At 59.4% G+C, this 23,170-nt stretch carries 23 protein-coding genes and 2 pseudogenes; 14 read left to right on the top strand and 11 right to left on the bottom strand.

Annotated features, from left to right (window positions below):
• The 5 genes and pseudogenes from BFP92_RS32165 to BFP92_RS24090 form a co-directional block, all read left to right on the top strand.
• Positions 1–191: pseudogene (locus tag BFP92_RS32165) on the top strand (hypothetical protein); the annotation flags it as partial.
• Between the two features lie 459 nt (positions 192–650).
• Positions 651–953, top strand: a complete 303-nt coding sequence (locus BFP92_RS24075) for a DUF6124 family protein (RefSeq protein ID WP_065931429.1) — start codon at positions 651–653, stop codon at positions 951–953.
• A 432-nt stretch (positions 954–1,385) separates the two neighbouring features.
• Positions 1,386–2,135 carry a response regulator gene (locus tag BFP92_RS24080; RefSeq protein WP_065931430.1) on the top strand — a complete coding sequence of 250 codons (750 nt, stop codon included), beginning with the start codon at positions 1,386–1,388 and terminating at the stop codon, positions 2,133–2,135.
• Positions 2,132–3,193, top strand: coding sequence for an ATP-binding protein (locus tag BFP92_RS24085; protein ID WP_065931431.1), 1,062 nt, complete (start codon positions 2,132–2,134; stop codon positions 3,191–3,193). Before BFP92_RS24080 ends, BFP92_RS24085 begins: the two co-directional genes overlap by 4 nt.
• Before the next feature lie 220 nt (positions 3,194–3,413).
• Complete coding sequence (locus BFP92_RS24090) at positions 3,414–3,719, top strand: hypothetical protein (RefSeq protein WP_065931432.1); 306 nt, start codon at positions 3,414–3,416, stop codon at positions 3,717–3,719.
• A gap of 111 nt (positions 3,720–3,830) precedes the next feature.
• Here the strand turns inward: BFP92_RS24090 and BFP92_RS24095 are convergent, their stop codons facing one another.
• Positions 3,831–4,685, bottom strand: a complete 855-nt coding sequence (locus BFP92_RS24095) for a DNA/RNA non-specific endonuclease (RefSeq protein WP_083221800.1) — start codon at positions 4,683–4,685, stop codon at positions 3,831–3,833.
• 311 nt (positions 4,686–4,996) lie between these two features.
• Here BFP92_RS24095 and BFP92_RS24100 point away from each other — a divergent pair, with 311 nt between their 5' ends.
• The gene (locus tag BFP92_RS24100; RefSeq protein ID WP_065931434.1) at positions 4,997–5,893 is read left to right on the top strand and encodes a LysR family transcriptional regulator; all 897 of its coding nucleotides are present in this window, start codon (positions 4,997–4,999) and stop codon (positions 5,891–5,893) included.
• A gap of 207 nt (positions 5,894–6,100) precedes the next feature.
• Here the strand turns inward: BFP92_RS24100 and BFP92_RS24105 are convergent, their stop codons facing one another.
• Both BFP92_RS24105 and BFP92_RS24110 read right to left on the bottom strand, forming a co-directional pair.
• Positions 6,101–6,400, bottom strand: a complete 300-nt coding sequence (locus tag BFP92_RS24105; RefSeq protein ID WP_058421281.1) for a putative quinol monooxygenase — start codon at positions 6,398–6,400, stop codon at positions 6,101–6,103.
• A gap of 239 nt (positions 6,401–6,639) precedes the next feature.
• Complete coding sequence (locus BFP92_RS24110) at positions 6,640–7,131, bottom strand: FAD-dependent oxidoreductase (protein WP_083221798.1); 492 nt, start codon at positions 7,129–7,131, stop codon at positions 6,640–6,642.
• A 22-nt stretch (positions 7,132–7,153) separates the two neighbouring features.
• Between BFP92_RS24110 and BFP92_RS32320 the strand changes: the two genes are divergently transcribed.
• Entirely contained in the window at positions 7,154–7,279 is a 126-nt protein-coding gene (locus BFP92_RS32320) for a MerR family transcriptional regulator (RefSeq protein ID WP_275656406.1), read from the top strand.
• A gap of 113 nt (positions 7,280–7,392) precedes the next feature.
• Here the strand turns inward: BFP92_RS32320 and BFP92_RS24115 are convergent, their stop codons facing one another.
• Positions 7,393–8,757 (bottom strand): ArnT family glycosyltransferase, encoded by a 1,365-nt coding sequence (locus BFP92_RS24115; protein ID WP_083221799.1) that lies wholly within the window; start codon positions 8,755–8,757, stop codon positions 7,393–7,395.
• 183 nt (positions 8,758–8,940) lie between these two features.
• The gene (locus tag BFP92_RS24120) at positions 8,941–9,726 is read right to left on the bottom strand and encodes an AraC family transcriptional regulator (protein ID WP_065931437.1); all 786 of its coding nucleotides are present in this window, start codon (positions 9,724–9,726) and stop codon (positions 8,941–8,943) included.
• 96 nt (positions 9,727–9,822) lie between these two features.
• On the opposite strand from BFP92_RS24120, the gene BFP92_RS24125 reads away from it, so the two are divergent.
• On the top strand, positions 9,823–10,074 hold the full coding sequence (locus tag BFP92_RS24125) for a hypothetical protein (protein ID WP_065931438.1): 252 nt from the start codon (positions 9,823–9,825) through the stop codon (positions 10,072–10,074).
• Here the strand turns inward: BFP92_RS24125 and BFP92_RS32170 are convergent.
• Positions 10,028–10,177: pseudogene (locus tag BFP92_RS32170) on the bottom strand (hypothetical protein); the annotation flags it as partial. The gene BFP92_RS24125 and the pseudogene BFP92_RS32170 sit on opposite strands and share 47 nt — an antisense overlap.
• 174 nt (positions 10,178–10,351) lie before the next feature.
• Here BFP92_RS32170 and BFP92_RS24130 point away from each other — a divergent pair.
• From BFP92_RS24130 to BFP92_RS24140, 3 genes are all read left to right on the top strand, one after another.
• Positions 10,352–11,128 (top strand): hypothetical protein, encoded by a 777-nt coding sequence (locus BFP92_RS24130; protein ID WP_170875863.1) that lies wholly within the window; start codon positions 10,352–10,354, stop codon positions 11,126–11,128.
• A 148-nt stretch (positions 11,129–11,276) separates the two neighbouring features.
• The gene (locus BFP92_RS24135; protein ID WP_065931440.1) at positions 11,277–11,732 is read left to right on the top strand and encodes a GNAT family N-acetyltransferase; all 456 of its coding nucleotides are present in this window, start codon (positions 11,277–11,279) and stop codon (positions 11,730–11,732) included.
• Between the two features lie 15 nt (positions 11,733–11,747).
• Positions 11,748–12,767: an alpha/beta hydrolase gene (locus BFP92_RS24140; RefSeq protein ID WP_065931441.1), complete on the top strand. Its 1,020-nt coding sequence runs from the start codon at positions 11,748–11,750 to the stop codon at positions 12,765–12,767.
• A gap of 43 nt (positions 12,768–12,810) precedes the next feature.
• Here BFP92_RS24140 and BFP92_RS24145 read toward each other — a convergent pair whose 3' ends face one another.
• Positions 12,811–14,040, bottom strand: coding sequence for an MFS transporter (locus BFP92_RS24145; RefSeq protein WP_239694316.1), 1,230 nt, complete (start codon positions 14,038–14,040; stop codon positions 12,811–12,813).
• A 78-nt stretch (positions 14,041–14,118) separates the two neighbouring features.
• A complete protein-coding gene (locus BFP92_RS24150; RefSeq protein ID WP_065931442.1) occupies positions 14,119–14,796 on the bottom strand; it encodes an RraA family protein in 678 nt (225 codons plus the stop codon).
• A 350-nt stretch (positions 14,797–15,146) separates the two neighbouring features.
• Between BFP92_RS24150 and BFP92_RS24155 the strand changes: the two genes are divergently transcribed.
• The 3 genes from BFP92_RS24155 (at position 15,147) to BFP92_RS24165 (ending at position 18,449) form a co-directional block, all read left to right on the top strand.
• A complete protein-coding gene (locus BFP92_RS24155) occupies positions 15,147–16,124 on the top strand; it encodes a hydroxyacid dehydrogenase (RefSeq protein ID WP_065931443.1) in 978 nt (325 codons plus the stop codon).
• 81 nt (positions 16,125–16,205) lie between these two features.
• The gene (locus BFP92_RS24160) at positions 16,206–17,543 is read left to right on the top strand and encodes an MFS transporter (protein WP_065931444.1); all 1,338 of its coding nucleotides are present in this window, start codon (positions 16,206–16,208) and stop codon (positions 17,541–17,543) included.
• Between the two features lie 168 nt (positions 17,544–17,711).
• Positions 17,712–18,449 (top strand): IclR family transcriptional regulator, encoded by a 738-nt coding sequence (locus BFP92_RS24165; protein ID WP_065931445.1) that lies wholly within the window; start codon positions 17,712–17,714, stop codon positions 18,447–18,449.
• Positions 18,450–18,522: 73 nt separating this feature from the next.
• On the opposite strand, the gene gabP is transcribed toward BFP92_RS24165, so the two are convergent.
• From gabP to BFP92_RS24180, 3 genes are all read right to left on the bottom strand, one after another.
• A complete protein-coding gene (gene gabP, locus BFP92_RS24170; RefSeq protein ID WP_065931461.1) occupies positions 18,523–19,932 on the bottom strand; it encodes a GABA permease in 1,410 nt (469 codons plus the stop codon).
• Between the two features lie 249 nt (positions 19,933–20,181).
• Positions 20,182–21,549, bottom strand: a complete 1,368-nt coding sequence (locus tag BFP92_RS24175; protein ID WP_065931446.1) for a glutamine synthetase family protein — start codon at positions 21,547–21,549, stop codon at positions 20,182–20,184.
• A gap of 72 nt (positions 21,550–21,621) precedes the next feature.
• Complete coding sequence (locus BFP92_RS24180) at positions 21,622–23,019, bottom strand: aspartate aminotransferase family protein (protein WP_065931447.1); 1,398 nt, start codon at positions 23,017–23,019, stop codon at positions 21,622–21,624.
• Between the last annotated feature and the right edge of the window lie 151 nt (positions 23,020–23,170).

Below are 23,170 nucleotides of genomic sequence, written 5' to 3' on the forward strand. Positions count from 1 at the left end.
GCTTCGAAGACGCCCTGCTCTACACCGCCAGCTTGCTCGACAGTGCTTGCGCTACCGCACTCAATTGCGGTGATTTGCTGGCCAGTCCCCAGCGCGCGAAGATTCTGGCGGTCTGGCATTTGCTGGAGATGGCCAAGACTACGGTGGACCGTTCTATCGAGTGCCTGAAGCCCACAGCCCCACCTGCCTGAACACAATAAAAACTGTGGGAGCGGCGGTGCGACGATTCGACTTGCTCGCGAATGCGGTGGGTCAGACACATAGATGCTGACTGAACCACCGCATTCGCGAGCAAGCCCGCTCCCACATTTGATCGAATCTGTGGCGAGATTAGTGGCATTTGGTCATGGTTTTTAAAGGGCCAGCAGGGCGCGTCCCTTTAAATTGCAGGACGTTTCCTAGACAATCCTCGCCGCCTTGTGCCTGCTCGAATCGATGGCTAGTCTGCGATCCGTCACTGCTTATCAGTGATCGGGTTTAGTCGCTCGGGTCTTACATGGCGCATGGTCCTCCGTGAGTTTTATGGTGGCTGTGCGTAGGGCGCCTTCGGGTGCGCCGGTTTTCCATGTGACCGGTCGACTAACCTGCGTACAGCTGCCACCCTCGTTTAGTCGCGACAAGTGTCGGCTCCAACCATGTGGAGTTACACCATGAAAAAAGTCGTCCCCGACCCACCCCGCAACGCCGCCAAAGACCGCGCCGCCTTCAACCGCGCCATCGACCATTACCTGCCCTCCAACGGCGTTAAAACCGAAGACCTGAGCTTCGAAGACGCCCTGCTCTACACCGCCAGCTTGCTCGACAGTGCTTGCGCTACCGCACTCAATTGCGGTGATTTGCTGGCCAGTCCCCAGCGGGCGAAAATTCTGGCGGTGTGGCATTTGCTGGAGATGGCCAAGACCACCGTGGATCGCTCCATTGAGTGCCTGAAGCCCACAAAAGCTCCAGCCTGAATCAACACGGTCAAACTGTGGGAGCTGGCTGGCCTGCGATGCAGACACCTCGGTGCATCAGCCATACTGGGGTGATGCCATCGCAGGCAAGCCAGCTCCCACAGTTGACCGAGTATGGCTCTACTGTTGCTGTTTCACGGTATTGGTCGTCAATCCATCCCAACGCCCTGCTCTCGGGCACAAATTATTGCCCGTCTCCATCGTTTCTCCACAAAACCTCCCATGAAAGCACATGCTGGTTGCGCACACTTGCGTTCACCGTTGCGTAGATCTACCAGGAGAACACGATGATTCCTGCCCTGGAGTCCAGCACCCTCACCCAGAAGCTATGATCACTACTGGCAAACGTGGCCATGGACCGGCAGCCACGATCAGGCAGATAAGCCCGAGCGCAGGGATGCACAGGCTCGCCGCGTATTCACCGAGCAGACCATGACTGATTTTCCCGTTGCATCGATGCCCCGCCCGGACTGTGTCAGAGAACCCCAGGCCCTCGTGCTGATTGCCGAAGATGAGCCGCAAATCGCTGACATTCTGGTGGCTTACCTCAAACGTAGCGGCTTTCGCACCGCCCACGCCCGTGACGGCCAACAGGCGCTGGACATGCACCTGGCGCTCAAGCCGGAGCTGATGTTGCTGGATGTGCTGATGCCCAACGTGGATGGCTGGCAGGTGCTCGCGCAGGTGCGCCAACGCGGCCATACGCCGGTGATCATGCTGACCGCGCAAGACCAGGACATGGACAAGCTGATGGGCCTGCGCATCGGCGCCGACGACTATATCGTCAAGCCGTTCAACCCGGCCGAAGTGGTGGCGCGTACCCAGGCGGTACTGCGCCGCTCCATCGCTTATCGCGACCGCGCCTGCCCCACGGTACTGCGGGTGGACGCGTTTGAAATTGACCTGGAAAGCTACGAAGCCACGGTGACGCAGGCCGGGCGCCGAGTGCCGCTGGCCTTGACCGTCACCGAATTCAGGCTGCTGGCGCAACTGGCCAAGGCACCGAAACGGGTGTTCAGCCGCGCCGAGTTGTTGGCCCAGTGTTCGCCGGAAAGCGACAGCCTGGAGCGCACGGTCGACAGCCATATCAGCAAACTGCGGCGCAAGCTCGAAGACCTTGGCGTGCAGGGTGTGCCCACCTGTATCCGTGGCGTCGGCTACCGGTTCGGGAGCGTGGTGTGAAAGGGCTCAATGGCCTGAGCCGCCAGATTATCCTGTCGATGTGCGCCGTGGTGCTGTGCGTGATCGCCCTGGCGGTGATCGGCTCGTATATTTTTTATGCATTGCTATGGACCTACTGGCCGCTCACCGACGCCGAAGTGGATGCCTGGCTGCCGGCCAAGGCTGAATGGGTGTGGATGGGCCTGACCACGTGCGTGAGCCTGGCGGTGGGCTCGATTGTCGCGCTGAAACTGTCGCGGCGAATTCTGATGCCGCTCAATTCCGTGGCCGAGAACCTGCGCAAACTGGCCGATGGCGACCTGGACGTGCAGGCGGTTGCCGGTGACCAGTCGATCGGCGAAGCGGCGATCCTGGTCAACGACTTCAACAGCATGGCCAAGCGCTTGCAGCGCATGGCGCAGGAGCAGGCGTTCTGGAATGCCGCGATTGCGCATGAACTGCGCACGCCCCTGACTATTCTGCGCGGGCGCCTGCAAGGGTTGGCCGAGGGTGTATTCGAACCCGACACCGCGCAGTTCTACAGCCTGCTGGGCCAGGTCGAAGGCTTGACGCGCTTGATCGAGGATATGCGCGTGGTGGGCCTGGCCGACAGTGGCTACCTGGAACTCAACCTGCAAGAAGCCGACCTGGCGACGGGCATCGAAGACGATGTGCGCTTGTTTGAACCGAGCCTGGTGGCCGCAGGTTTTGTGCTGAAACTGGACCTGCAACGCCGCACCCTGCGCTGCGACCCGGCGCGCATCCGCCAGGCCTTGCTGGCCCTGCTGGATAACATTCGGCGGCACGCGACACCGGGCAATGTCATCGTGCACCTGAGCACCCGCGACGGCTTCAACTACCTGCGTGTGCGCGATGACGGCCCCGGCATCGACGAAGGTTTTGCCGCGCGCCTGTTTGACGCCTTCCAACGCGGTGAAAACTCCCGCTCACGCGCTCAGGGCGGCAGTGGCCTGGGCCTGGCCGTGGTGCGCGCCATCGCCCTCGCCCATGGCGGCGCCGTGACCTGCCGCCGCATGGAAAACGGCGGCACGCTGTTTGAACTCAGTTGGCACGTTTGATTGAGCGAGGCGCGGCGATGCGTATGTTTTTTTCGGTGTTCAAGCGCCCGCCCCGTTACCGGCACTTTGCTTTATTGGACGTGGGGCAGGTGTGTATTGCGTTTAAAAGCTGCCGCACAAAACCTGCCGGCGAGCATTGGGTAGAAGTTGAACGGGTCAACCTGTCCTGGCTGGGAACCACGCTCCCAGGCTGCGCCCGTACCGTTGAGCGAGTTTAAACATGAGCAATGAGCTGTCCCGTCTCGAAGCTTCGTTAAGGCTGCACACGGCCCGTTTGAAAAGGTTGCAGCGCTTCGGGGTGCCCCTGCAACGTCGTGCCCCCAAGTGGGTGCTGGCGTTGTGGATTGTGGGCGTGTTCGTATCGTTGACTACCCAATGTTACGAGCACTGGCTGGTGACCGCGCCGATGATTTGCGCATTGATCGTGGCGGAAATCATCGTCGATGAGCGGCAAATGACACTGTTATTGCGCGTTGACCAGGTGCGCGACTTGCTCAGGGAGGCGCGCAACCGTTTCCTGTGCTGATCAGCGCAGGTTCCTGGCAAGCCCTTGCGCCATGCTCGTGGGCGCGAGACGCACCCGAACGCCGAGCGGCGCTGATTCAAACAGGGGCCGTCAAGGCCCCTGCCCTTGGCATTACAACGCCTGTTTACAACCGATGCGGCCCGGCAACTGCCCCTGCCTGGCCTTCAACGCGGCCTGCACCGCTTGCGGCAAACCACTCCAGAATGTCAGGCCCGAGCGCTCTTCGATTTGACTCACGGGCACCTGGTAATCGCAGAAATTGGCGCCCTTGGGCGTTTCCTGGTTCATCACGAACGAGGCATACATGCCACTTTCAGGCGAGCTGCCGACGAAGATGATTTTCCAGTAGCCACTGGGAAGGGTGTGCACCTTGTTCGTACCCGGCAGCGTGCCGACAAAATGCTCATACAGCGGCCCGGTGGCGACATACACCGCGTCGACTCCCGCCTGCTTGCTCAGGTTACGCTCCTGGTCTTCCAGGTGCGCCCAAGGTCCCTGGTTGAGGTCGGACTTTTGCGGTGTGATGTTCGACAGGTAATTGAGGCTTTGCCAATCCGCTACGCCCGCCATCGAAGCGAGGTTGGCCTGATGGCCACGGTCGACTTTGAGCGCGACATTGGCGCCGTTGTAATCCACCGGGTCGAGGGTTTCGCCGGCCGGGATGTCCGGGTCGGTCTGCCAGTCGCGCGCGCGGCCGCTGGCGGGGGTGGTCTTGGTGATTTTGTACGACACCCAGTTGGCAAACTTGGTCGAACCGTTGTTGTTCAGGGTGTACGCCTGACGGTTCAGCGTCAGCGGGCTGCCGCCGCTGGGGCAGCCGACTGCGCAGTTGTCGAACTGCCAGGCCTGTTGCGGCTGGGCTTGCGGTGTGATGGCCGACTCACGGGTTCTGTCCGGTGTGGTACAGGCGGCAATCAGCGGGATCAACAGAAACGCTAAGTGTTTGGACTTTATACTTCCTTGCAGGGTGTAGCTCATTGGGTGTAGCTCCTTGGGCGAATCAATGACAAAAGGTCTGTCGGCGGCTGCGATCCATCGCAAGCCGACATAAACATTAAACCACTTAAACATTTCAAATTGTGTACAGGTTTCAGGGGACGCAAAAAAGCCGGTCACGCCGGCGAAAATCAGGTTGCTGCTCTGCTTTTGATCCGCTGGTGAGGATCACGTCAATGCAGGCGATTGGACGCGCAGGCCTTACAATGAGAGGGTCTGCTGCGGGTGCAGGCACGGGCACTTATCATGACCGCTCACTTATTCCCAGGCTGGGGCTTTAAATGGACATCAAGCAACTCAAATTCCTGATCGCGCTGGAGCAGACTCGGCACTTCGGCCAGGCGGCTGCGCGCTGCCATATCACCCAGCCGACCCTGTCGATGCGCCTGCGCAATCTGGAGGATGAGCTGGGCCTGGAGCTGGTCACCCGTGGCCAGCGCTTCGAAGGTTTCACCCAGGCCGGCGAGCGCGTGCTGGCCTGGGCCAGAACCCTGCTCGCCGCCCATGACGGTTTGTTTGCCGAAGCGGCGGCGTGTCGCGGGCAGTTGGTGGGCAGCCTGCGCCTGGGGCTGGTGCCGCTCAGCGGGTTCAACTCGATCAGTTACATCCAGGGCCTGTCCCAGACGTTTCCAGAGCTCAAGTTCAGCCTGTCGTCGATGAGCTCGGACAAGATCATCGAAGCCCTGGGCACCAACCAACTGGACTTGGGCGTATGCTACCTGGACCACGTAAACCCCAATTACCTGGAGGTTTTCGAACTGGGCGAAACCCGCGTCGGCCTGCTGTACGACACGCGCCACTTCCAGTTCGAAGGCACCGAAATGAGTTGGGAAGACGCCGCGCAATTGCCCCTGGGGATGATCAGCAATGGCATGCACTACCGAAAATCCATTGACTTGAGCTTCCGCAGCCGTGGCCTGGACCCGCAGCCCATTCTCGAAAGCGATTCGACCTATCAGCTGTTCCAGGCGATCCACGAAGGGTTTTGCTGCGCGATCATGCCGCTGGACAGCGGCATGGAAAACCCGATCGAGAACCTCGCCTTTATCAACTTGCCGGACGCCAGCGTGCTTGCGCCGTTGGGGTTGGTGATGCGCAAGACCGAACCGCGCTCGGCCATCGCCGAGAAGTGTTTTGCGCACGCCCAACAGATGTTTGGCGCCAAGGGCACGCACTGATCTGCAACGCGAAAGGACGAACACTCTCACTGTGGCGAGCAGGCTCGCCCTGCGTTGGGTGGCGGAGCCGCCCCAATTCAGGCGACTCGGTGAGTCAGTCGTAACCGGATAGGGCTGCTGCGCAGCCCAACGCAGGGCAAGCCTGCTCGCCACAGGTCCAGCGTCGCACCACAGTTAAGTAGATAACTGTGCAAGATAACGAATGGCTCAGTTCGACACTTGCTCAAGGAAGATCAGTTGCAACGGCTCGCTGAGCAAATCGTCGGCCGTGGCTGCAAATTGCTTGAAATACGGCGTGGCAAAATGCGCATCGAGGGCCGCCTGGTCCTTGAACGCTTCACGCATGTAGAAGGTGCCGGGCGCGTCGCGCAGTTCAAACAGCACATAGTCGAGGTTACCGGGCTCGGTGCGCGTTGGCGCAACCAGAGCCAGCAAGCCGTGTTTGAGGGCCTGCTGTTTGCCAGGTTTGGCTTTGAGTACGGCGATGGAAACCAAGGGTTTTGGCATAGGGGTCGCTCCGTCAGGGGAATGGCTCGCACAACCTGCGATCAACAGCGCAAGCAGCGTCACACCGATCGAAGTGATGGGGGTTTTAAATACCATGTTGATAAACGCCGCAGGTGGTTAAGGAGAACCCCAGCGTAATGAAACCCCGGTTGCGTCAGCCATCCGCACGGGGCACATAGACTTTCAATGGAATATTGAAAGTGAGTTGAACAGCAGCTGACGGCACAGGGTTCTGACACTCACACCCGAAAACGCAGCGGCCGAACGTTGCTCAGCAATGGCGAAGCCACCCCGATGATCAGTTCTTCGCTCAAGAGCCGCGCCAAGGTGGGCGCCAGGGTCAAGCCTGGATGGGCGCTCAAGATATACAGCCTGCCGTCGTCGCCCGCTGGCCCCACGATAGGCAGGCCGTCGTCAGACAGTGACCGCCACCCTACTGCTACGGACTTCAGCGCTATGGATTGCGCACCGCTCAACTGCCCACGAATCGCGTCGAGGGCTTTGAGCCCAATGGCAGCGGGGCCATTTTCCGGCGTATCGTCGATGTAGTCTTCAGCCGCAATCAAGGTATGCGTGTCGCCCTGACGCGCCTCCATTTCGGCGTTCGAAACAATGCCATTGAGCAGTGCCTTCGCCACTTCAAACGTCAGCAGAATCGCCGGGGACGGTCGAATGGGCAGATGCAGGTTTTGATCAGCCAAAAGCTCAAGCACTCCCAAGCCAGCCGTCAGTACTGTTTTATTGGCATACCGGTTGCCTGCCTGGGTATGGACGCCCGGCGCTCGCCGTCAGTTTGGCGCGGCGGTGATTGAGCAGTTGGCGGTGATCGCTCTCGGCCAGGCGGGCGGGCGCGAGCCTGACACGTTAGTGTTCAGTTGACCCGTCCGATGCTCGACTGAGGTTGGCGCGTGACGTTGTTGTTTGGCTTGATTCCGGGTCTGGCTGCGATAAAAACATGCTCTACCAAAACCATGCCTTACCAAAACCATGCCTTACCAAAACCAATAGGGCAGAAACTTGGGGGTCGGTTCATCGGCCAATTCCAGGTGGTAAGTAATCGAATTGAAGAAGAACATATCCAGGACCAGGAAGGCGGCAGCACCAAAACACAACAGCACGAACTCCCGTTGTGGATGTGCATGAAACCGTAACTGTATCCAGGGCCGAATGGCAATAAGGCCGATCAACCCTGCACAGGCGCCAAGATAGTTAGGCCGCAGCGGCGCGGCTGCATACAAGCTGTAAATAAAGGCAAGTAACAACATCCCCAGACCCACCACAGGCAAGTTGAGGCAGAACCTCAGCAACTTGTCGCGGGTACTTGCAAAGCGCTGGCTGCGATCCACGAAGATATAGGCGGCCAATAATGAAATCGCCGGCGTAATCGAAAGGATGTAACGCGCTTTCTTGGAACTTGGAAGGGTGAACAGCACGATCACCACCAACAGCCAACCCGTCAGGTACAGCAGCAGTTGGGTGGCCGGAGCCGGCGAGCGTTCAAAGAAGTGTTTGCCCTTCTTGATAATCACGTTTAATGCGATAAAGGCTGTGACGCCATAGGTGAGCAAGCCTGCAGAGAAGTAGAAGTAATAACGCGGGGCGTGATCAGTGCCAAAGCGCCCCAAGCCTTGCATAACCAGCACCTCTTGCACAAAAGCCTGCCCACCTTGCAGGTAGGCCGCGCCGCTCAGCACTGTGATACCTGCGGCCAGCACCAGGCCTGCGAGCAAGCAGAACACCACCAGCAGGCGCCATTGTCGACTTAACAGATAATAGGAGGCGACCACGCCCGCCGGGCCGATCAGGCCAATAGGGCCACGAAAGGCAAAGCCCAGCGCCAGGCCCAGGAGTACCGGCAGCAACTGAAAGCGGTGCGGATGCAGCTGGCCCGCATACGCCAGGTAAAAACACATTACGGTAAACAGCGCCGGATAGATGTCCAGCGCCAGGGAATTCACGCCGTCCAGGAATGACCAGGTAAACAGCGCAAAGACCACCGCAAAGGCGCCCCATTTTTTTTCATGCAAGGCGCCCAGCTTGTAAATAAACACCAGCATCAAGGCGGCCGCCACGCAAAAAGGCAGCCCCATCGACAGGATGGATACACGCCCGAACGGCAAGGAAACCAGGTACACAAGCAGTGTATTGAGCACCGTGTAATCAGGGTATGGCTGCAAGTCATCAGCAATGGGAAACAGGGTCACGCCATGGGCGAGCATATACTCGGCAAAGTCGACAAAGCGTGTGGTGTAGTTGAGCACGGCCGGTTTGTATTGCAGCGCAGCCAATACAATAAACGCCACTATAAATATAGATGAACAGGGCTTATTTACAGCCAGTTCCTTTAGCCTTTTCATACGCGCCTGCTGCCTGTTGAAAGCGCGCAGGCTAGCATGTTGTTTTTTCAATCATCCAGACTGCAAAGGTAAAGAGTTGTAAAGGTTATACACCCTGTTGATTCAGTTTAATTTGGCCTGAACAACAGCTGAATAACCATCAATAAAAGTGCAAACCGCTAACTTCAGCTATTGATTTTTTACTTATAAACGCTCATGCGCCGTGAAGTAACGTCCAGGCGTCACCCCAAACGTGCGGCGAAACAGTGCGATAAAAGCACTGACGTTGTCATAGCCCAACTCCAGCGCCACACCCGTGACCGGCACACCCGCCGCCAGCCTCTCCAGCGCGCGCAACAAACGCACGCGCTGGCGCCACGCGGTGAAACTGAAACCCGTTTCCAGCACAAAGCGACGCGTCAGTGTGCGCGGGGCGATGCCCGCCCAGGCCGCCCACTCCTGCAGGTGACGCTCGTCGTCCGGGCAATCGGACAGCGCCTGGGCGATCTTGCGCAGGCGCGCATCCTGAGGCATCGGCAAGCCCAGGGTCACCCGTGGCAAGGTCCGGATCTCATCCACAATCACCCCGGCCAGGCGCAACTGCGCAGCATCCAGCTCAGGGCTCTGCCAGGCGGCAGCGCGCATCACCGCCTCGCGCAAAAGTCCGGAGATTGCCAGGACGCAAGGCGTATCCGGCAGCTCGACACAGCCCTGCGGCGACACGTAGACACTCCACCCCGCGAAGGGGCCGTGGGAGCGCGCGCCATGGGAGATATTCGGCGGGATCCACACCGCATGGGTTGCCGGCACCACCCACTGGCTGGCCCCGGCGTCCACCGATAACAAGCCCTGGCGTGTGCCCAGCAACTGCCCACGCGCATGGCAATGGCGCTCGGTGATACGCGGTTCAGCGTCCACTCGGACCACGGCGACAACCAGCGGGTCATCGGCAGCCGTTAATACCGAAGAGGGAATCAGCGGAGCGGACATAAGTGGCCTTGATGGACTATCGATTGTCTTTAATAGCGTACCCAGGCCACATTGGCGCGTCTATAGTCGCAGCCTCAACTCCCAGGAATACACCCCATGCGCGCCGAAGAACTGTTGCCCGATAACCAGAATCAGACTGAACGCCACGGCGTGGTCATCCGCAAAGGCAGTGTGGGCGCCTTTCTGGTGAACGCCCGGGCCTGGTGTGATCCAAACACTGATGCACAGCAGCGAACCATCGCCGAGCAGGACCTGCTGGCGTTGCTACCGGCATTACGTGCCCTCGGGCTGTTCGAGGTATTTACGCTACGAGACCCGCAGTTGCAGCGCCTGGTGGATCAGTATTGAGCGCACGATTTGCGGGCTGGGTACTGCGGATATAACGTGCCGCCGGTGAACCCAGGGTCTTGCGAAACATACTGATAAACGAGCTGACCGACTCATACCCCAGCGGGAGCAAGCTCCCTCGCCACAGTTGCAAAGCGACAAAACCCGAACTACTGTTTATTCATACAGCCTAAAGCGCACGCCAAGGCTGTAGAAAAATAGCGCTATGACGGCGGTCATGCGCGTCGGGCCATGTCGACCCACACCCAAGCACGCACATTACTTAAGGATGAGTATCATGAATGACGACTTGCAGCAGTCAGGCTCTACCACAACCACCCAGGCCACCGTCTCGCAGCAACAGATCAAAACCGGCAGGGTTCTGGATTTCACCTGGGCGCCTAACGCCAACACCACCAGCACCATCGTCTCGGCAGACTACATCGACTACCAGGTCGATACCTCCCAGGGCAGCCCTACGGGCGATAGCCACTCCATTGCCCGGTTTACCTATGCCCAGGGCAAAGGCGGCGGCCAGATCAGCACACTGTTTCTCGAAGAGCTGCGCGCCGGTGTGCGTGCCAACACTCGGATCGGGCTGATGGTCGGGCGCAAATGGGCGCTGGACCCCGGCACGGACGTCTCCGGCAGCATCGGCACCTATGTGCTGGAACAGTTCGATGACATGCGCGCCAGTGTCAACTATGTCGGGGCCTTCGCGCGTATCTTCGCCGACCCCAGGATGGTCAGCTACCACGCCGGGGGCCACGTGCACACCAGCGCCTCGATCACGGCCAGTAGGCCTTTGACCATGGCCGATTCAGGCAAGTCGATCCTGGTGATCAGCAACACTGACGTCACACTCACCCTGGGTGACGATGTGACTGAAGGGTTCAAGGCCACGCTGATCCAGGCGGCTGCCGGCAAGATCAACATTGCGGCATTGGGCAGCCACACGCTCTACAGCAACGCAGGGGTGCGAACACAAACACTCAATCCCCTCGATGAGCTGGAAGTCAGTACCTTCCCTGCCGGCCCGGTCTTCCTGGCATTCCGCGTCAGGCCTGGCGCTTGACACGCTGACAGCAAAGCGCTGGCCAAGGAGGCGCTCACGGCCAGCGCTGGCTGTATGCTGCTGATGCACGTGCCCGCCGTTCTTTTTTTGAACACTGCAAACGCCTTCAACACTAATACCTTACCCATTCGCCCCAACGGTGATTCCAATGGCCCAAGACCGACACCCGCCGGCCCCTGAAAACCGGCTGATCCGCCAGGCCACGCCTGATGACGTACGCGCCCTGGTGGAGTTGGACGCCTACGCCACAGCCCACGCTCATCGGCGCGTGTTTATTCATGACGCGGTGATTGGCCAACGATGCCTGGTCGTCGTCACTGCCGGTGAATGTGCGGGCTACCTGGTGTTGACTGATGAGTTTTTCAGCTACGACTTTGTCGCGCTGGTGGTCGTGTCGCCGATGCATCAACGTCAGGGTCTGGCGTTGCAATTATTGGCGGGCGCAGAAGCGTTGTGCAAAACGCCCAAGTTGTTTGCATCAACCAATGCCTCCAACCTGGCGTCCCAAGCCATGCTCGCCAAGGCCGGGTTTATACCGAGCGGGCGAATCGAGAACCTTGATGAGCATGACCCTGAGCTTGTCTATGTAAAGTTCGTGCGGTAATCAGGAGGATTTCCTTTGTCCACATTCACATTGACTTCGCGGATTTTCCACACACCCCGCCATACCACGCACTATCTGGAGTCGGGCCCGGCCGATGGGCCGTTGATGATCTTCCTGCACGGCTGGCCCGAACTCAGCCTGATCTGGCGCGCGCAAATACAGGCGTTCGCGGCCCAAGGCTGGCACTGCGTCGCACCCGACATGCGCGGCTATGGCGGCTCATCTGCGCCCTGCGCCCTCAATGCCTACACCCTTGAAAACATCGTGGCCGACATGGCAGAGCTACATGACCATCTCGGTGGTACACCCGCCATTTGGGTCGGCCATGACTGGGGCAGCGTGGTGGCAGGTGAACTGGCCGCCCATCAACCGCAGCGCGGCCGTGGCGTGGTGCTGGTGTCGGTGCCGTACTTCCCGAGCACCAATGCACTGCCCACGCTCGTCCCGCTGGTGGACCGCACGCTTTATCCGGTAGACCAGTACCCTGACGGTCAATGGGATTACTACCGCTACTACAACACGCACTTTGCGTCTGCCGTCGCTGATCTTGATGCGGATAAAGCCGCATCGCTGGCCTCGATTTATCGACGCGGCGACCCGGCGAACATCACCAAGGTGGCATCAAATGCCGAAGTGACCCGCAAAGGTGGGCGGTTTGGCGAGGCGCATCGGGCGCCACCCACCCAACCCGACCTGGCGCTATGGCCGCAGGCGGACTTCGCTGCACTGGTGCACAGTTTCAAAGCCCATGGTTTCCGCGCGCCCTGCGCGTGGTATTTAAACGACGATGCCAATATCGACTATGCGCACCGAGCGCCCGATGGCGGCCGCCTGTCATTGCCCGTGCTGTTTGTGAACGGCGACTACGACCCGATGAATACCATCAAGGGCAACCGGTTGGGCGACCCCATGCGTGCGGCTTGCGCAGACCTCAGCGTAACCAGCTTGCCCGGCGGGCATTGGTTGCCGGTGGAGTGCAAGGCGGAACTGGTTGAGGTCATGACTACCTGGCTGCAGAGTAAAAATTTACCGTAATCCCTAAAAGAGGAACGGAGTCGTTTCAGCAGACAGTCGCGCATCACTGGCGTTCACGCGCTTTGCGGTCAACCCATGCGCTCGCCCCTTGATACACCAACAAAAATGCACCGGCCAGCAACAAGGTCCATTGCACACTGAAGGCAGCGGCCGCCAGCCCGGCCAACAGCCCACCAATGGCCTCAAAGCCGAAACGCATGGCGATATAGAACGCGATCACTCGCCCCCGCAACGCCTCGGGGGCGGCGCTTTGCAGGGTCATGTTGCTGCTGACATTACTCACTGTGATGCCAAAACCCAGACCGGCGAGTGCGATCAGGGTGAACCACAACGGGGGATTGGCAGCCACCGCACACAACGATATCGCGCACACCCATGCCCCCATGCCAATGATGCGTTGCAGGTTCGACGCTCCGCCGACGAACGCCAGAAAAATCGTCGCGACAAACGCCCCCGCACCGGCGGCACCCCATAACCAACCCAGGGTTTGTGCGTCACCCGAAAACACGTTTTTTGCCAGAATCGGCAACAGCACGGTGTAGCAGGAAGCCAGCAGGTTGACCATGATCACGCTGATCAGCAGGCGCCGGATGTGCAGCGTGCTCCACAAATATCGCAGCCCCTCACGGAATATTTCTCCGGTAGAACCCTGGGCTTTGGCTTGCAGACGGCTCTGCACCCTGCCCAGCCCGATCAGCAACATGCCAAACGCGACAGCCGTCAGCAGAAAACAGCCGGCCTCACCACTCCAGTTGATCAGCAGCCCCGCCAAGGGCGGGCCGATGAAGCGGGCGGCGTTGATCAGCATCGCATTCAATACAAGGGCGTTGGGCAGGTCCTTGGGGTCATCGACGAAACTGCTGATCAGCGCCTGGCGCAGGGGGGTTTCAAGGGCATTGAGCAAGCCGAGGATCAGAGCCATGACGATGATCACCTCCCGGTTCATCCAGTGCTGCCAGGTCAGCACGGCCAGGACCAGCGATTGCAGGGAAAGCAGGGTTTGCACGCCCATCAACAGGCGGCGCTTGTCGTGGCGGTCCGACCAGGCACCCGCTAATGGCCCGATCAATAACTGCGGCAGCAACGTCAAAAAGGCGATCGTACCCAGCAACACGGCCGAGCCCGTCAAGTGATAGGCCAACCAGGCCAGCGCGACCTGTTGAATCCATTTGCCGAGGGTGGAAAGGCCCTGGCCCACAAAGTAGATCTGGAAGTTGCGGTGGCTCAATGCGCGAATCGGCGCGGGCCATCGGGTGGTGGGAGCGGAAGTCACAGCAAGCCTTTGAGTTATGAAGACTGCGATGCCTTACCCGTAAACCCTGGCCGAATGCTACGGCCAGGGTGTCAAGGATCAGCCAGGGAATTCGCAACCCTTCTGTGTAAGAGATTTCAAGACCCAGGTACGGTCGTTTTCACCCAGGGCAATCTGCTCAAGCTGCTTTTGTTCGGCAGCATGCTTGGCGTGGGCACGATCATACACTTCACCCACCTGGTCAAACGGCACGCAAAGCAAGCCGTCTTCGTCGCCGATCATCAGGTCGCCGGGTTCGATCACCATGCCATCAAGTGCAATCGGCACATTGACTTCGCCTGGGCCATCTTTGTACGGGCCGCGGTGTGTAACGCCGGCGGCGAACAATGGGAAGTCACCCGCGCCGATGCTCGCGGCGTCGCGAATCGCACCATTGATCACAATGCCGGCCACGCCTCTTCTGGCCGCATAGGCGACCATCATTTCACCGATCAGCGCGTTACTCAGGTCGCCGCCGGCATCGACCACAATGACGTCGCCCGGCTGCGCGATATCAATGGCGTAGTGCAGCATCAAGTTGTCGCCGGGGCGTGCCTTGACCGTCAACGCCGGCCCCACCAACACGCCCTGGCGATGCATGCTCCGCAGGCTGGCGCCGCCGGCAGTCATGCGATTCATCGAGTCGCTGATATTGGCGACGGGCACCGTCCGATAGCGCTCAACCCATTCGGCAGACACTTTGCGATCTTGTTTGAGCACTCTGAAACCAATGGACATGGGGACACCTTCTTGTGTTTTTTGTAGGCCGTGCGTGATTACATAATCACTTAAAATGAAACGACGTTTTAAAATTACCACTTCATTTTTTGCCTTGCAAGGGAGCCTTGCAGGCAGCTCATCACCTCGCCCTCGCACCCTTGATGCTCTGAATCAGGCGGATAAGTGAGCTAAATACGTGATTTATTTAGACTATATGTGACGCTCGACGGCGACGAAGATCGCGCATCCATCTCTACACCAATCTTTTTTATTGCAACGACGTTTCATTATGATAAGTTTTAGTCACCACTGAGGGGCATCTCACTCAACCTCAGCTGCACACAGATAAAAAAACCAAGGTGCGCAACATGACCCGAACCCTTCTGCTGACCGGCCCTGAATTGACTGCCGAAGCCATGGCCTTTGCCGCTTCACACGGCGTGCGTGTGATACCCACCCTCCCCTACACCGCCGCCGAAGCATTGACTGCGATCATTGCGCGCGAGCAACCGGACGCAATCATCGTGCGCCAGGGCCAGCTGACGCGGGAAATGATCCAGGCGTCCGCGCCGTTGAAGATCATTGCCAAACACGGCGTGGGCTACGACACCATCGACATTGCGGCCGCCGCCGAACGCGAGATTCCCGTGACCATCGCCCTCGGCGCCAATGCGCAGTCGGTCGCCGAGCACGCGCTGGCGCTGATGTTCAGCGTCGCGCGCAACACTGCCCTGCTGGATGCACGTATGCGTGATGGGCACTGGGATAAAGCCCACTCGGTAGGTATCGAGCTGTCAGGCAAGACCCTCGGCCTGGTTGGCCTGGGCTCAATCGGCCGGATTCTGATGGACCTGGTCGGCCCGCTGCGCATGCAGGTCAAGGTCTATGACCCGTACCTGAAAAGCCTGCCCGACTTGCCCAACGTTGAGCAGGTCAGTGAATTCGAAGCCCTGCTGGCGGGCTGCGATATTATCAGCCTGCATTGCCCGCTCACGGAACAGAACCGCAACCTGTTCGGTGAGGCGCAGTTCAAGCGCATGCGCCCAGGCAGCCTGCTGATCAACACCGCACGTGGCGAGCTGATTGATACCGACGCTTTGGTACAGGCACTGAGTACGGGTCATATCGGCGGCGCCGGCCTGGATACGTTCAACCCCGAGCCGCCGCCTGCCGATTCGCCGTTATGGGGCCTGCCGACGCTGGTGGCGACCCCCCACGTCGGCGCCAATACCGCCGAAGCGCGGGACCGCGTGGGGCTGCTGGCGGTGCAGCAGATTATCAATTTCTGGGACGGTATCGCGCCCGACCCGCGCGCAGTGGTCAATCGTCACCTGTATGCGCAGTGATTGAACTCATATAGCCCGTGCTTCTCCGAGCGAGGCACGGGCCGGAACACTTCTCCAAAAAAAACAAAATGGGAGAGCGTCATGTCTATCAGCTCCACCGAAATCAGCGCCATCGAGCGTTCAACCATGCGCAAGGTGGCATGGCGACTGCTGCCGTTCCTGATCCTCTGCTACCTGCTGGCGATCATCGACCGCGGCAATATCGGCATGGCTTCCCTGCAGATGAACCAGGACCTGGGGCTGACGCCCGCGATCTTCGGTTTCGCCAGCAGCCTGTTCTTTGTCTCTTACTTCCTGGTCGAGGTGCCGAGCAACCTGGCGTTGCAGCGTTTTGGGGCCCGCGTCTGGATCGCCCGCATCATGATCACCTGGGGGCTTGTGTCGGCGGGCACTGCGTTCGTGCAGGGTGCCAACTCCCTCTATGTGATGCGTTTCCTGCTGGGCGCTGCGGAGGCCGGGTTCTCCCCTGGCGTGTTGCTTTACCTGACCTATTGGCTGCCGGCGTCGTACCGTGGGCGCATGGTCGCGATCTTCATGGTCGCCATTCCCGGCGCCAACTTTATCGGTTCGCCCCTGTCCGGCCTGTTGCTGAGCATGGACGGCTGGTTCGGCATGCGCGGCTGGCACTGGCTGTTCATCATTGAAGGCATTCCAGCGGTGTTGCTGGGTATCGCCTGCCTGTTTGTGCTGACCGATCGCCCCGAGCAAGCGAAATGGCTGAGTGACGAGCAACGCACCTGGTTGACCCTGCGACTGGCTGAAGAACGCGGACGCAAAACCGCGATCGGGCATATCTCGCTGTGGAAGCTGCTGCGTCACAAACATATCTGGGTGTTGGCGCTGATCTATTCCGGCGCGTCGGCAGCGGGCAGCACCATGAGCGTCTGGGCACCGCAACTCCTCAAGACATTCGGCTTGAACAACCTGGAAATCGGATTGGTCAACGCGATTCCTTACGGCCTGGCGTCGATCTTGATGATTGTGTGGGGGCGCAACTCCGACAAGACCGGCGAACGCCGCTGGCACACCGCGACCACCCTGCTGCTGATCACCGTCGGCCTGTTACTGGCGCTTTTGACCTCTTCGCTGTCGGCGACGGTACTGATGATGTCCATGGTGCTGATCGGCGCTTACTCGATGAAAGGACCGTTCTGGGCACTGGTGTCGACGTGGCTGTCTTCCTCCACCGCAGCGGCAGGCCTGGCGGCGGTTGGCGCGATGGCCAACCTGATCGGCGGGGGCCTGATGGTCAACGTCTACGGCACCATCCAACATGCCACCGGCAGCCACGCACTGGCCTTGCTGCCGCTCGCGGCACTGTGCGCGTTGGGCGCTATGATGGTGCTGTTGATCGGCCGCAAACACATGAACCCTTCGAGTGATCCTGTGGCGTTCAAGAAGCAAGCCAAGGCCGGCTGACCTCTGTAAAAGCTGCACCCTCGCTGCTGTCGGGTCGCGCCCGCCGGCAGCGTTTTTTTTTGCAGCGCCAGGCTGATGGTCCGTGTGCATTGCCCCCACGCGTCAATGGCAGTATTTTGCAGCCTGTTCACGCGCCGCCCGACACCGCAACTCACAAGGAGCAACCCAATGGTAAAAATTCGCCCGCGCCCGGCAGTCACCGGGGTGGCTTCGGCTGATCGGGTGCTGACCGTGCTCACCGCGTTCAAAATAGGTGACACTGCCCTGGAACTGGCGGAGCTGGCCGACCGAACCGGGCTGATCAAAAGCACCATCATGCGCTTGATGGTCTCATTGGAAAATTACGGGCTGATCACTCGCCTGGCCGATGGCCGCTATCAACTGGCCACAGAGATCATGCGCTTGAACACTGTCTACCAGGACGGGCTGGACCTGGAGCGCCACATTACGCCCCTGTTGCACCGACTGACCCAGGAAACCGGTGAGACAGCCTCGTTCTACGTCAGGCATGGCGCCTACCGAATGTGCCTGTATCGAGTCAACTCACCCCATCATTTGCGCCTGCACCTGCAACCCGGCGACACCCGCCCAATGGACGGCGCGGCCGGCGCCGAAGCGCTGCGCACACCCTACTCATTGGCGGCGAAGATGATCAAGCCGATCTATTCCGTAGGCGCGACAGATCCGCACGCGTCATCCATGGCACTGCCCATTTTCGGTCCAGGGGAAAACCTGATTGGCGCCCTTGTCTTATCGGGACCCGCCAGCCGCTTGACGGCCGAGCAGGCACACACCCTGCACCCGCTGTTTCAGAGCGCCGCCGTGCAACTCACCCGCAGCCTCGGCGGCGATGCGCTGGCCGATGCACAAGAGCCAACGACAGCCAAAACGCGCTCGAAAAAATAGAGGGCGGCGCCAGCGCAGGCGCCAACGAGGTCAGGGCGAACTGACCCAACAGCAGCGGTGACCGGCCATGCTTTCATGGGCGCGAGACGGCGGGAATCGGTGTTTGTACAGGGTGGGGCTCCCGCGCGGTGATGACGCCGAGCAGTGAAATCAGCAAGGCCAGGCCGATCGTCGAAGACACCTCGAAGCGATGCTCGGGGGTTAAAAGCATCACCGCCAATGCACAACAGATAAATACAATGACCGCCCAGGTGAGCCAGGGAAACAGCCACATTTTGAACGTCAGCAGAATATTGCGCTGTTGCAATACTCTGCGCATGCGCAATTGTGAAACGGCGATCACCAGGTACACCAGCAAGGCGATGGCGCCCGAACTGGCCAGCAGAAACTGGAACAGCCCAGCCGGCATGAAGTAACTGAGCAAGGTCACGCCAGCGCCCAGAATGGTGCTGGCAATCACAGCAGCCCTGGGCACACTCTGTGCCGAGGTCTTTTTCATCAAGGCCGGCGCGTCCCCACGCTTGCCCAGTGAATACAGCATGCGCGAAGCAATGTAGATGGAGGAGTTCATGCAACTGGCCACCGCAATCAACACGACGACATCCACCAGCAGCTTGGCATGGGGAATGTTCATCAACTCCAGTGCACGCTGATAAGAGCCGACCGACGCCAGCAACGGGTCATTCCATGGCACCACGGAAATAACCACGAAGATCGATAACACGTAAAACACGCCGATGCGCCACATCACCGAACGTGTTGCCCGGGCGATATTCTGCGCCGGGTTGCTGGACTCCGCAGCCGCAATGGTGACGGCTTCAGTGCCGATAAAACTGAACATGATGGTAATGAATGCGCCAACGACGGCCGACAAACCATTAGGCGCAAAGCCTCCATGCTCATCCATCAGTCGACTCAAACCGCTGGCCTCCCGTTCGGGAATCCAGCCCATCAACACTGCGCCCCCAAGGCCGATAAAACCTATGATCGCCACCACCTTGGCCATCGCGAACCAGAACTCGAATTCGCCGTACTTGGACACACTGAACAAGTTGGTCACCACCAACAAAAAGATCGACAACAAGGCAAACAGCCAAGCGTCGATCTGCGGGAACCACTGGTTGAGGATATGCCCGGCGGCCAATGCTTCGATGGGAATCACCAGCACCCAGAACCACCAGTAAAGCCAGCCGATGGTGAACCCGGCCCAGCGGCCGATGGCTTGATCGGCATAGGTTGAGAAAGATCCTGTGTCGGGGTTGGCGACCGCCATCTCTCCCAACATTCGCATCACCAGCACCACCAGCAGGCCGGAAAACAAGTAGGCCAGCATCACCGCCGGGCCCGCCGCCGCAATGGCGTGCCCAGACCCGACAAACAACCCTGCGCCGATAATCCCTGCAATGGAGAGCATGGTGACGTGACGCGGCTTGAAACCCTGCGCCAGCTGGCCGCTTGCATCCTTCGAACTTGGGCTGTTGATCATTCTTATTGTTCTCTTTGATCGACGTTAAGACGTACTGACTAGAGGGTCAGGCGATCATCATTTTCCAATGACGGGTCACAATACGCGGCCTTCCCAGCGCAAAAATAGCCTCATAGCGGCACACAAGCGCCTGATATCGACATGCAGTGCGCTTCCTGAGGCACAACACGTGTCACATTGAGTTGATCCAGCACCTCAGCAGACGTGCGCGGAGCGCCGTGCAATCCCAAACTGACGGGCCAGCATTTATGCGTGAGTGAGGTACCAGCGCCAGTCCTGTTCTCCGACCTCAGCATTGAATTGACGGAACTCGCGCCACTTGATCGCCAGGAACACCTTCAGGAACTCAGCGCCCAGCGCCTCCCGTGCCCAGGTTGAACGTTGCAGTGCCTGCAACGCTGTCAGCCAGTCGGTGGGTAGAAAATCGGTCGCCTGTTCATAGCCATTCCCCACAATCGCCGCGCCGGGATCGCTTTGATGCGTGATGCCGTAGTGAATGCCCGCCAGTAACGCGGCAGCGGCAAGATAGGGGTTGGCATCGGCACCGCAAATGCGGTGTTCGATATGCCGACTGATGGCAGGGCCGCCGGGCACGCGGAACGAAACGGTACGGTTGTTGACGCCCCAACTTTTAGCCAGCGGCGCGTAACTACCGGTCTGGAAGCGCCGATAGGAATTGGCGTGGGGGCAAAATATCGCCAGCGAGTCAAACAAGGTCTCCATCATCCCGCCGATGGAGTGCCGCAACAGTGGCGTGCCCTGTGGGTCTTCGCTCGCATACAGGTTATTGCCGTGCTCGTCGGCCAGGCTGACGTGCAGGTGCATACCGCTGCCGGCCTGATCGCTGAATGGCTTGGCCATGAAGCACGCTTGCAGCCCATGTTTATTGGCCACACCCTTGACCAGGCGTTTGTAACGTACGCCTTCATCAATGGCCTGGAGTGCGTCGAACCGATGCTCCAGCGTCAACTCGACCTGGCCTGGCGCGTATTCGGATATCGCCGTACGTACCGGCAAGCCCTGCAGCGCGCACGCCGCGTAGAGGTCATCCAGAAACGGTTGGAGCTGCTCCAACTCGTATACGCCATAGACCTGTGGCGCAACAGGGCGTACGCCATTGGCCTGCAACGCCGGCTGCGGCCGACCGTTGACGTCGCGTTGTCGGTCCAGCAGGTAAAACTCCAACTCAACGGCCATGACCGGATGCAACCCATCGGCTTTGAGCCGCTCGATGGTGTTCACCAGTACGTGGCGCGGGTCTGCCGGTGCGGCAGGAATACCTTGGGTCGGGTGCATGCTCACCTGCACTTGACCGGTGGGGTTGGTGCGCCAGGGTTGCAAGGTCAGGCTTCCCGCCAAGGGGTATGTCCAGCAATCGGCGTCGGCAACCTCCCAGACCAAGCCGGTGTCTTCTACGTCTTCACCCTGCACGGTCAAGGCGAGAATGGAACTTGGCAATGGCCGACCATTTTCGTAGATCGCCAGCAGTTCGTCGCGATGCAACAGTTTGCCCCGTGGAACGCCATTCGCGTCGATAAGGAACAGCTCGATGCTCAGCACTTCAGGGTGGGCGGCCAGATAATCCAGGGCCTCTTTTTTATCCGCAAATTGCATGTCAAACCTCTTGGCGCTCATTCAAGCGACTGGCAGTATGTAAGAACAATGGCGTTTTCAGACGTGCCGTTATCAAGCGATAACCCGCGCGCCAGGCAGGGCAAGCAGCGTGGTCAGGGCGTTATCCAACTCAGCGATCAGCCTGTCGATATCCGCGTCACGTGTTTGCGGACAGCACAGGGTCATGTTGTGAAAAGGCGTGATCAGAATTCCGCGATTGATCAAATAGAGATGCAGCGCCATTTGGAGGCTGTCGTGAAAAGCCGCCTCGGCTTGCGCGCCTGTCCTTGGCGGTGTGGCACAGAATTGAAATTCACAACGCGCGCCCAACTCTGTTACCGACCAGCTCAGCTGGTGCCGCTTGAACACCCCTCGAAACCCCTGGGCCAACCTAGAGGCCAGGGGCAGCATGTGCTCGTAGGCAGACTCGGTCATGACCTCTTCAAGACTGACGCGCATGCAGCGCATCGCCAGTGCGTTGGCCGACAGCGTCGTTCCCATGCCACTGTGGCCATGCCCGCCGCTCTCCTCGCTGATGGTCTTCTGGACGTCGCGCATGGCCGAGGCGATTGGCTCGCTAACGCCAAACACCGCGCAAGGCACGCCACCTGCAATGGGTTTACCCACCACGAAAAAGTCGGGTTTCAAATCCCACTGGCGCGTGCATCCACCGAGGCCGGTGGAAATAGTGTGGGTCTCATCAATGACCAACAGGCTGCCGTATTTAAGGGTCAGCTCTCGACACGTTTGCATGAACCCCGGATCCGGCAGGACCATGCCAATGTTCGTCATCGCCGGCTCGCACATCAGCGCGCAAACGTCACCCTGGGCTAACGCCGCCTCCAGTGCGGCGACATCGTTGAAGGGGATGGATCGACTGTATTGGCTCAAGTCGTAGGCTTGGCCCACAAGGCCTGAACGGTGCACGGTCTTGCCGTCGCGGTAGCGCACCATCACGTCATCCACGGTACCGTGGTAACAGCCATCGAACACCAGCAACACCTTGCGCTGGGTGATCGCGCGGGCCCAGCGCAGCACATAACGGTTGGCGTCAGTCGCATTGGCGGTCACTTGCCAGTAAGGCAGCTCGAATCGCTCAGCCAGCAACTCGCCGCAGACCACCGCGTCTTCGCCCGGCAGCATCGTGGTCAAGCCATTGTTCGCCTGTTCGGCGATGGCGCGGGCAACAGGATCAGGTGAATGGCCAAACATCGTGCCGGTGTCGCCGAGGCAAAAGTCGATGTATTCATGCCCGTCGACGTCGGTGAAGCGCGCCCCTTTGGCACGCTGGACGAAGAGCGGTGAAGGCATCGACCAATCGCTCATCCAGTGCATGGGCACACCGTTGAACAGATTCGCCTTGGCGCGCTCGGCCAGCGCCAGTGAAGTGGGGTTGTTTTGTATAAACCGGGCACGCTCGGAGGCGGTAAAAGCAGCAATCGCTGATTCACTGATTCCACTTTTCGACATGATCAATACCCCATGTTAATTATCAAATTAATTAAACGTTCGCTGCTCAATGACAGCCGGATACGGTTCAAAGAACTCAACTGTTCCTTGATACCTCGCGCTGTTATAAATCTCGGTTATAGCCCCCCCGCCCACCATCGTGGATTGAGCG

It is taken from the genome of Pseudomonas sp. 58 R 3 (assembly GCF_900006605.1).
In the GTDB taxonomy this organism is placed as follows: domain Bacteria; phylum Pseudomonadota; class Gammaproteobacteria; order Pseudomonadales; family Pseudomonadaceae; genus Aquipseudomonas; species Aquipseudomonas salomonii.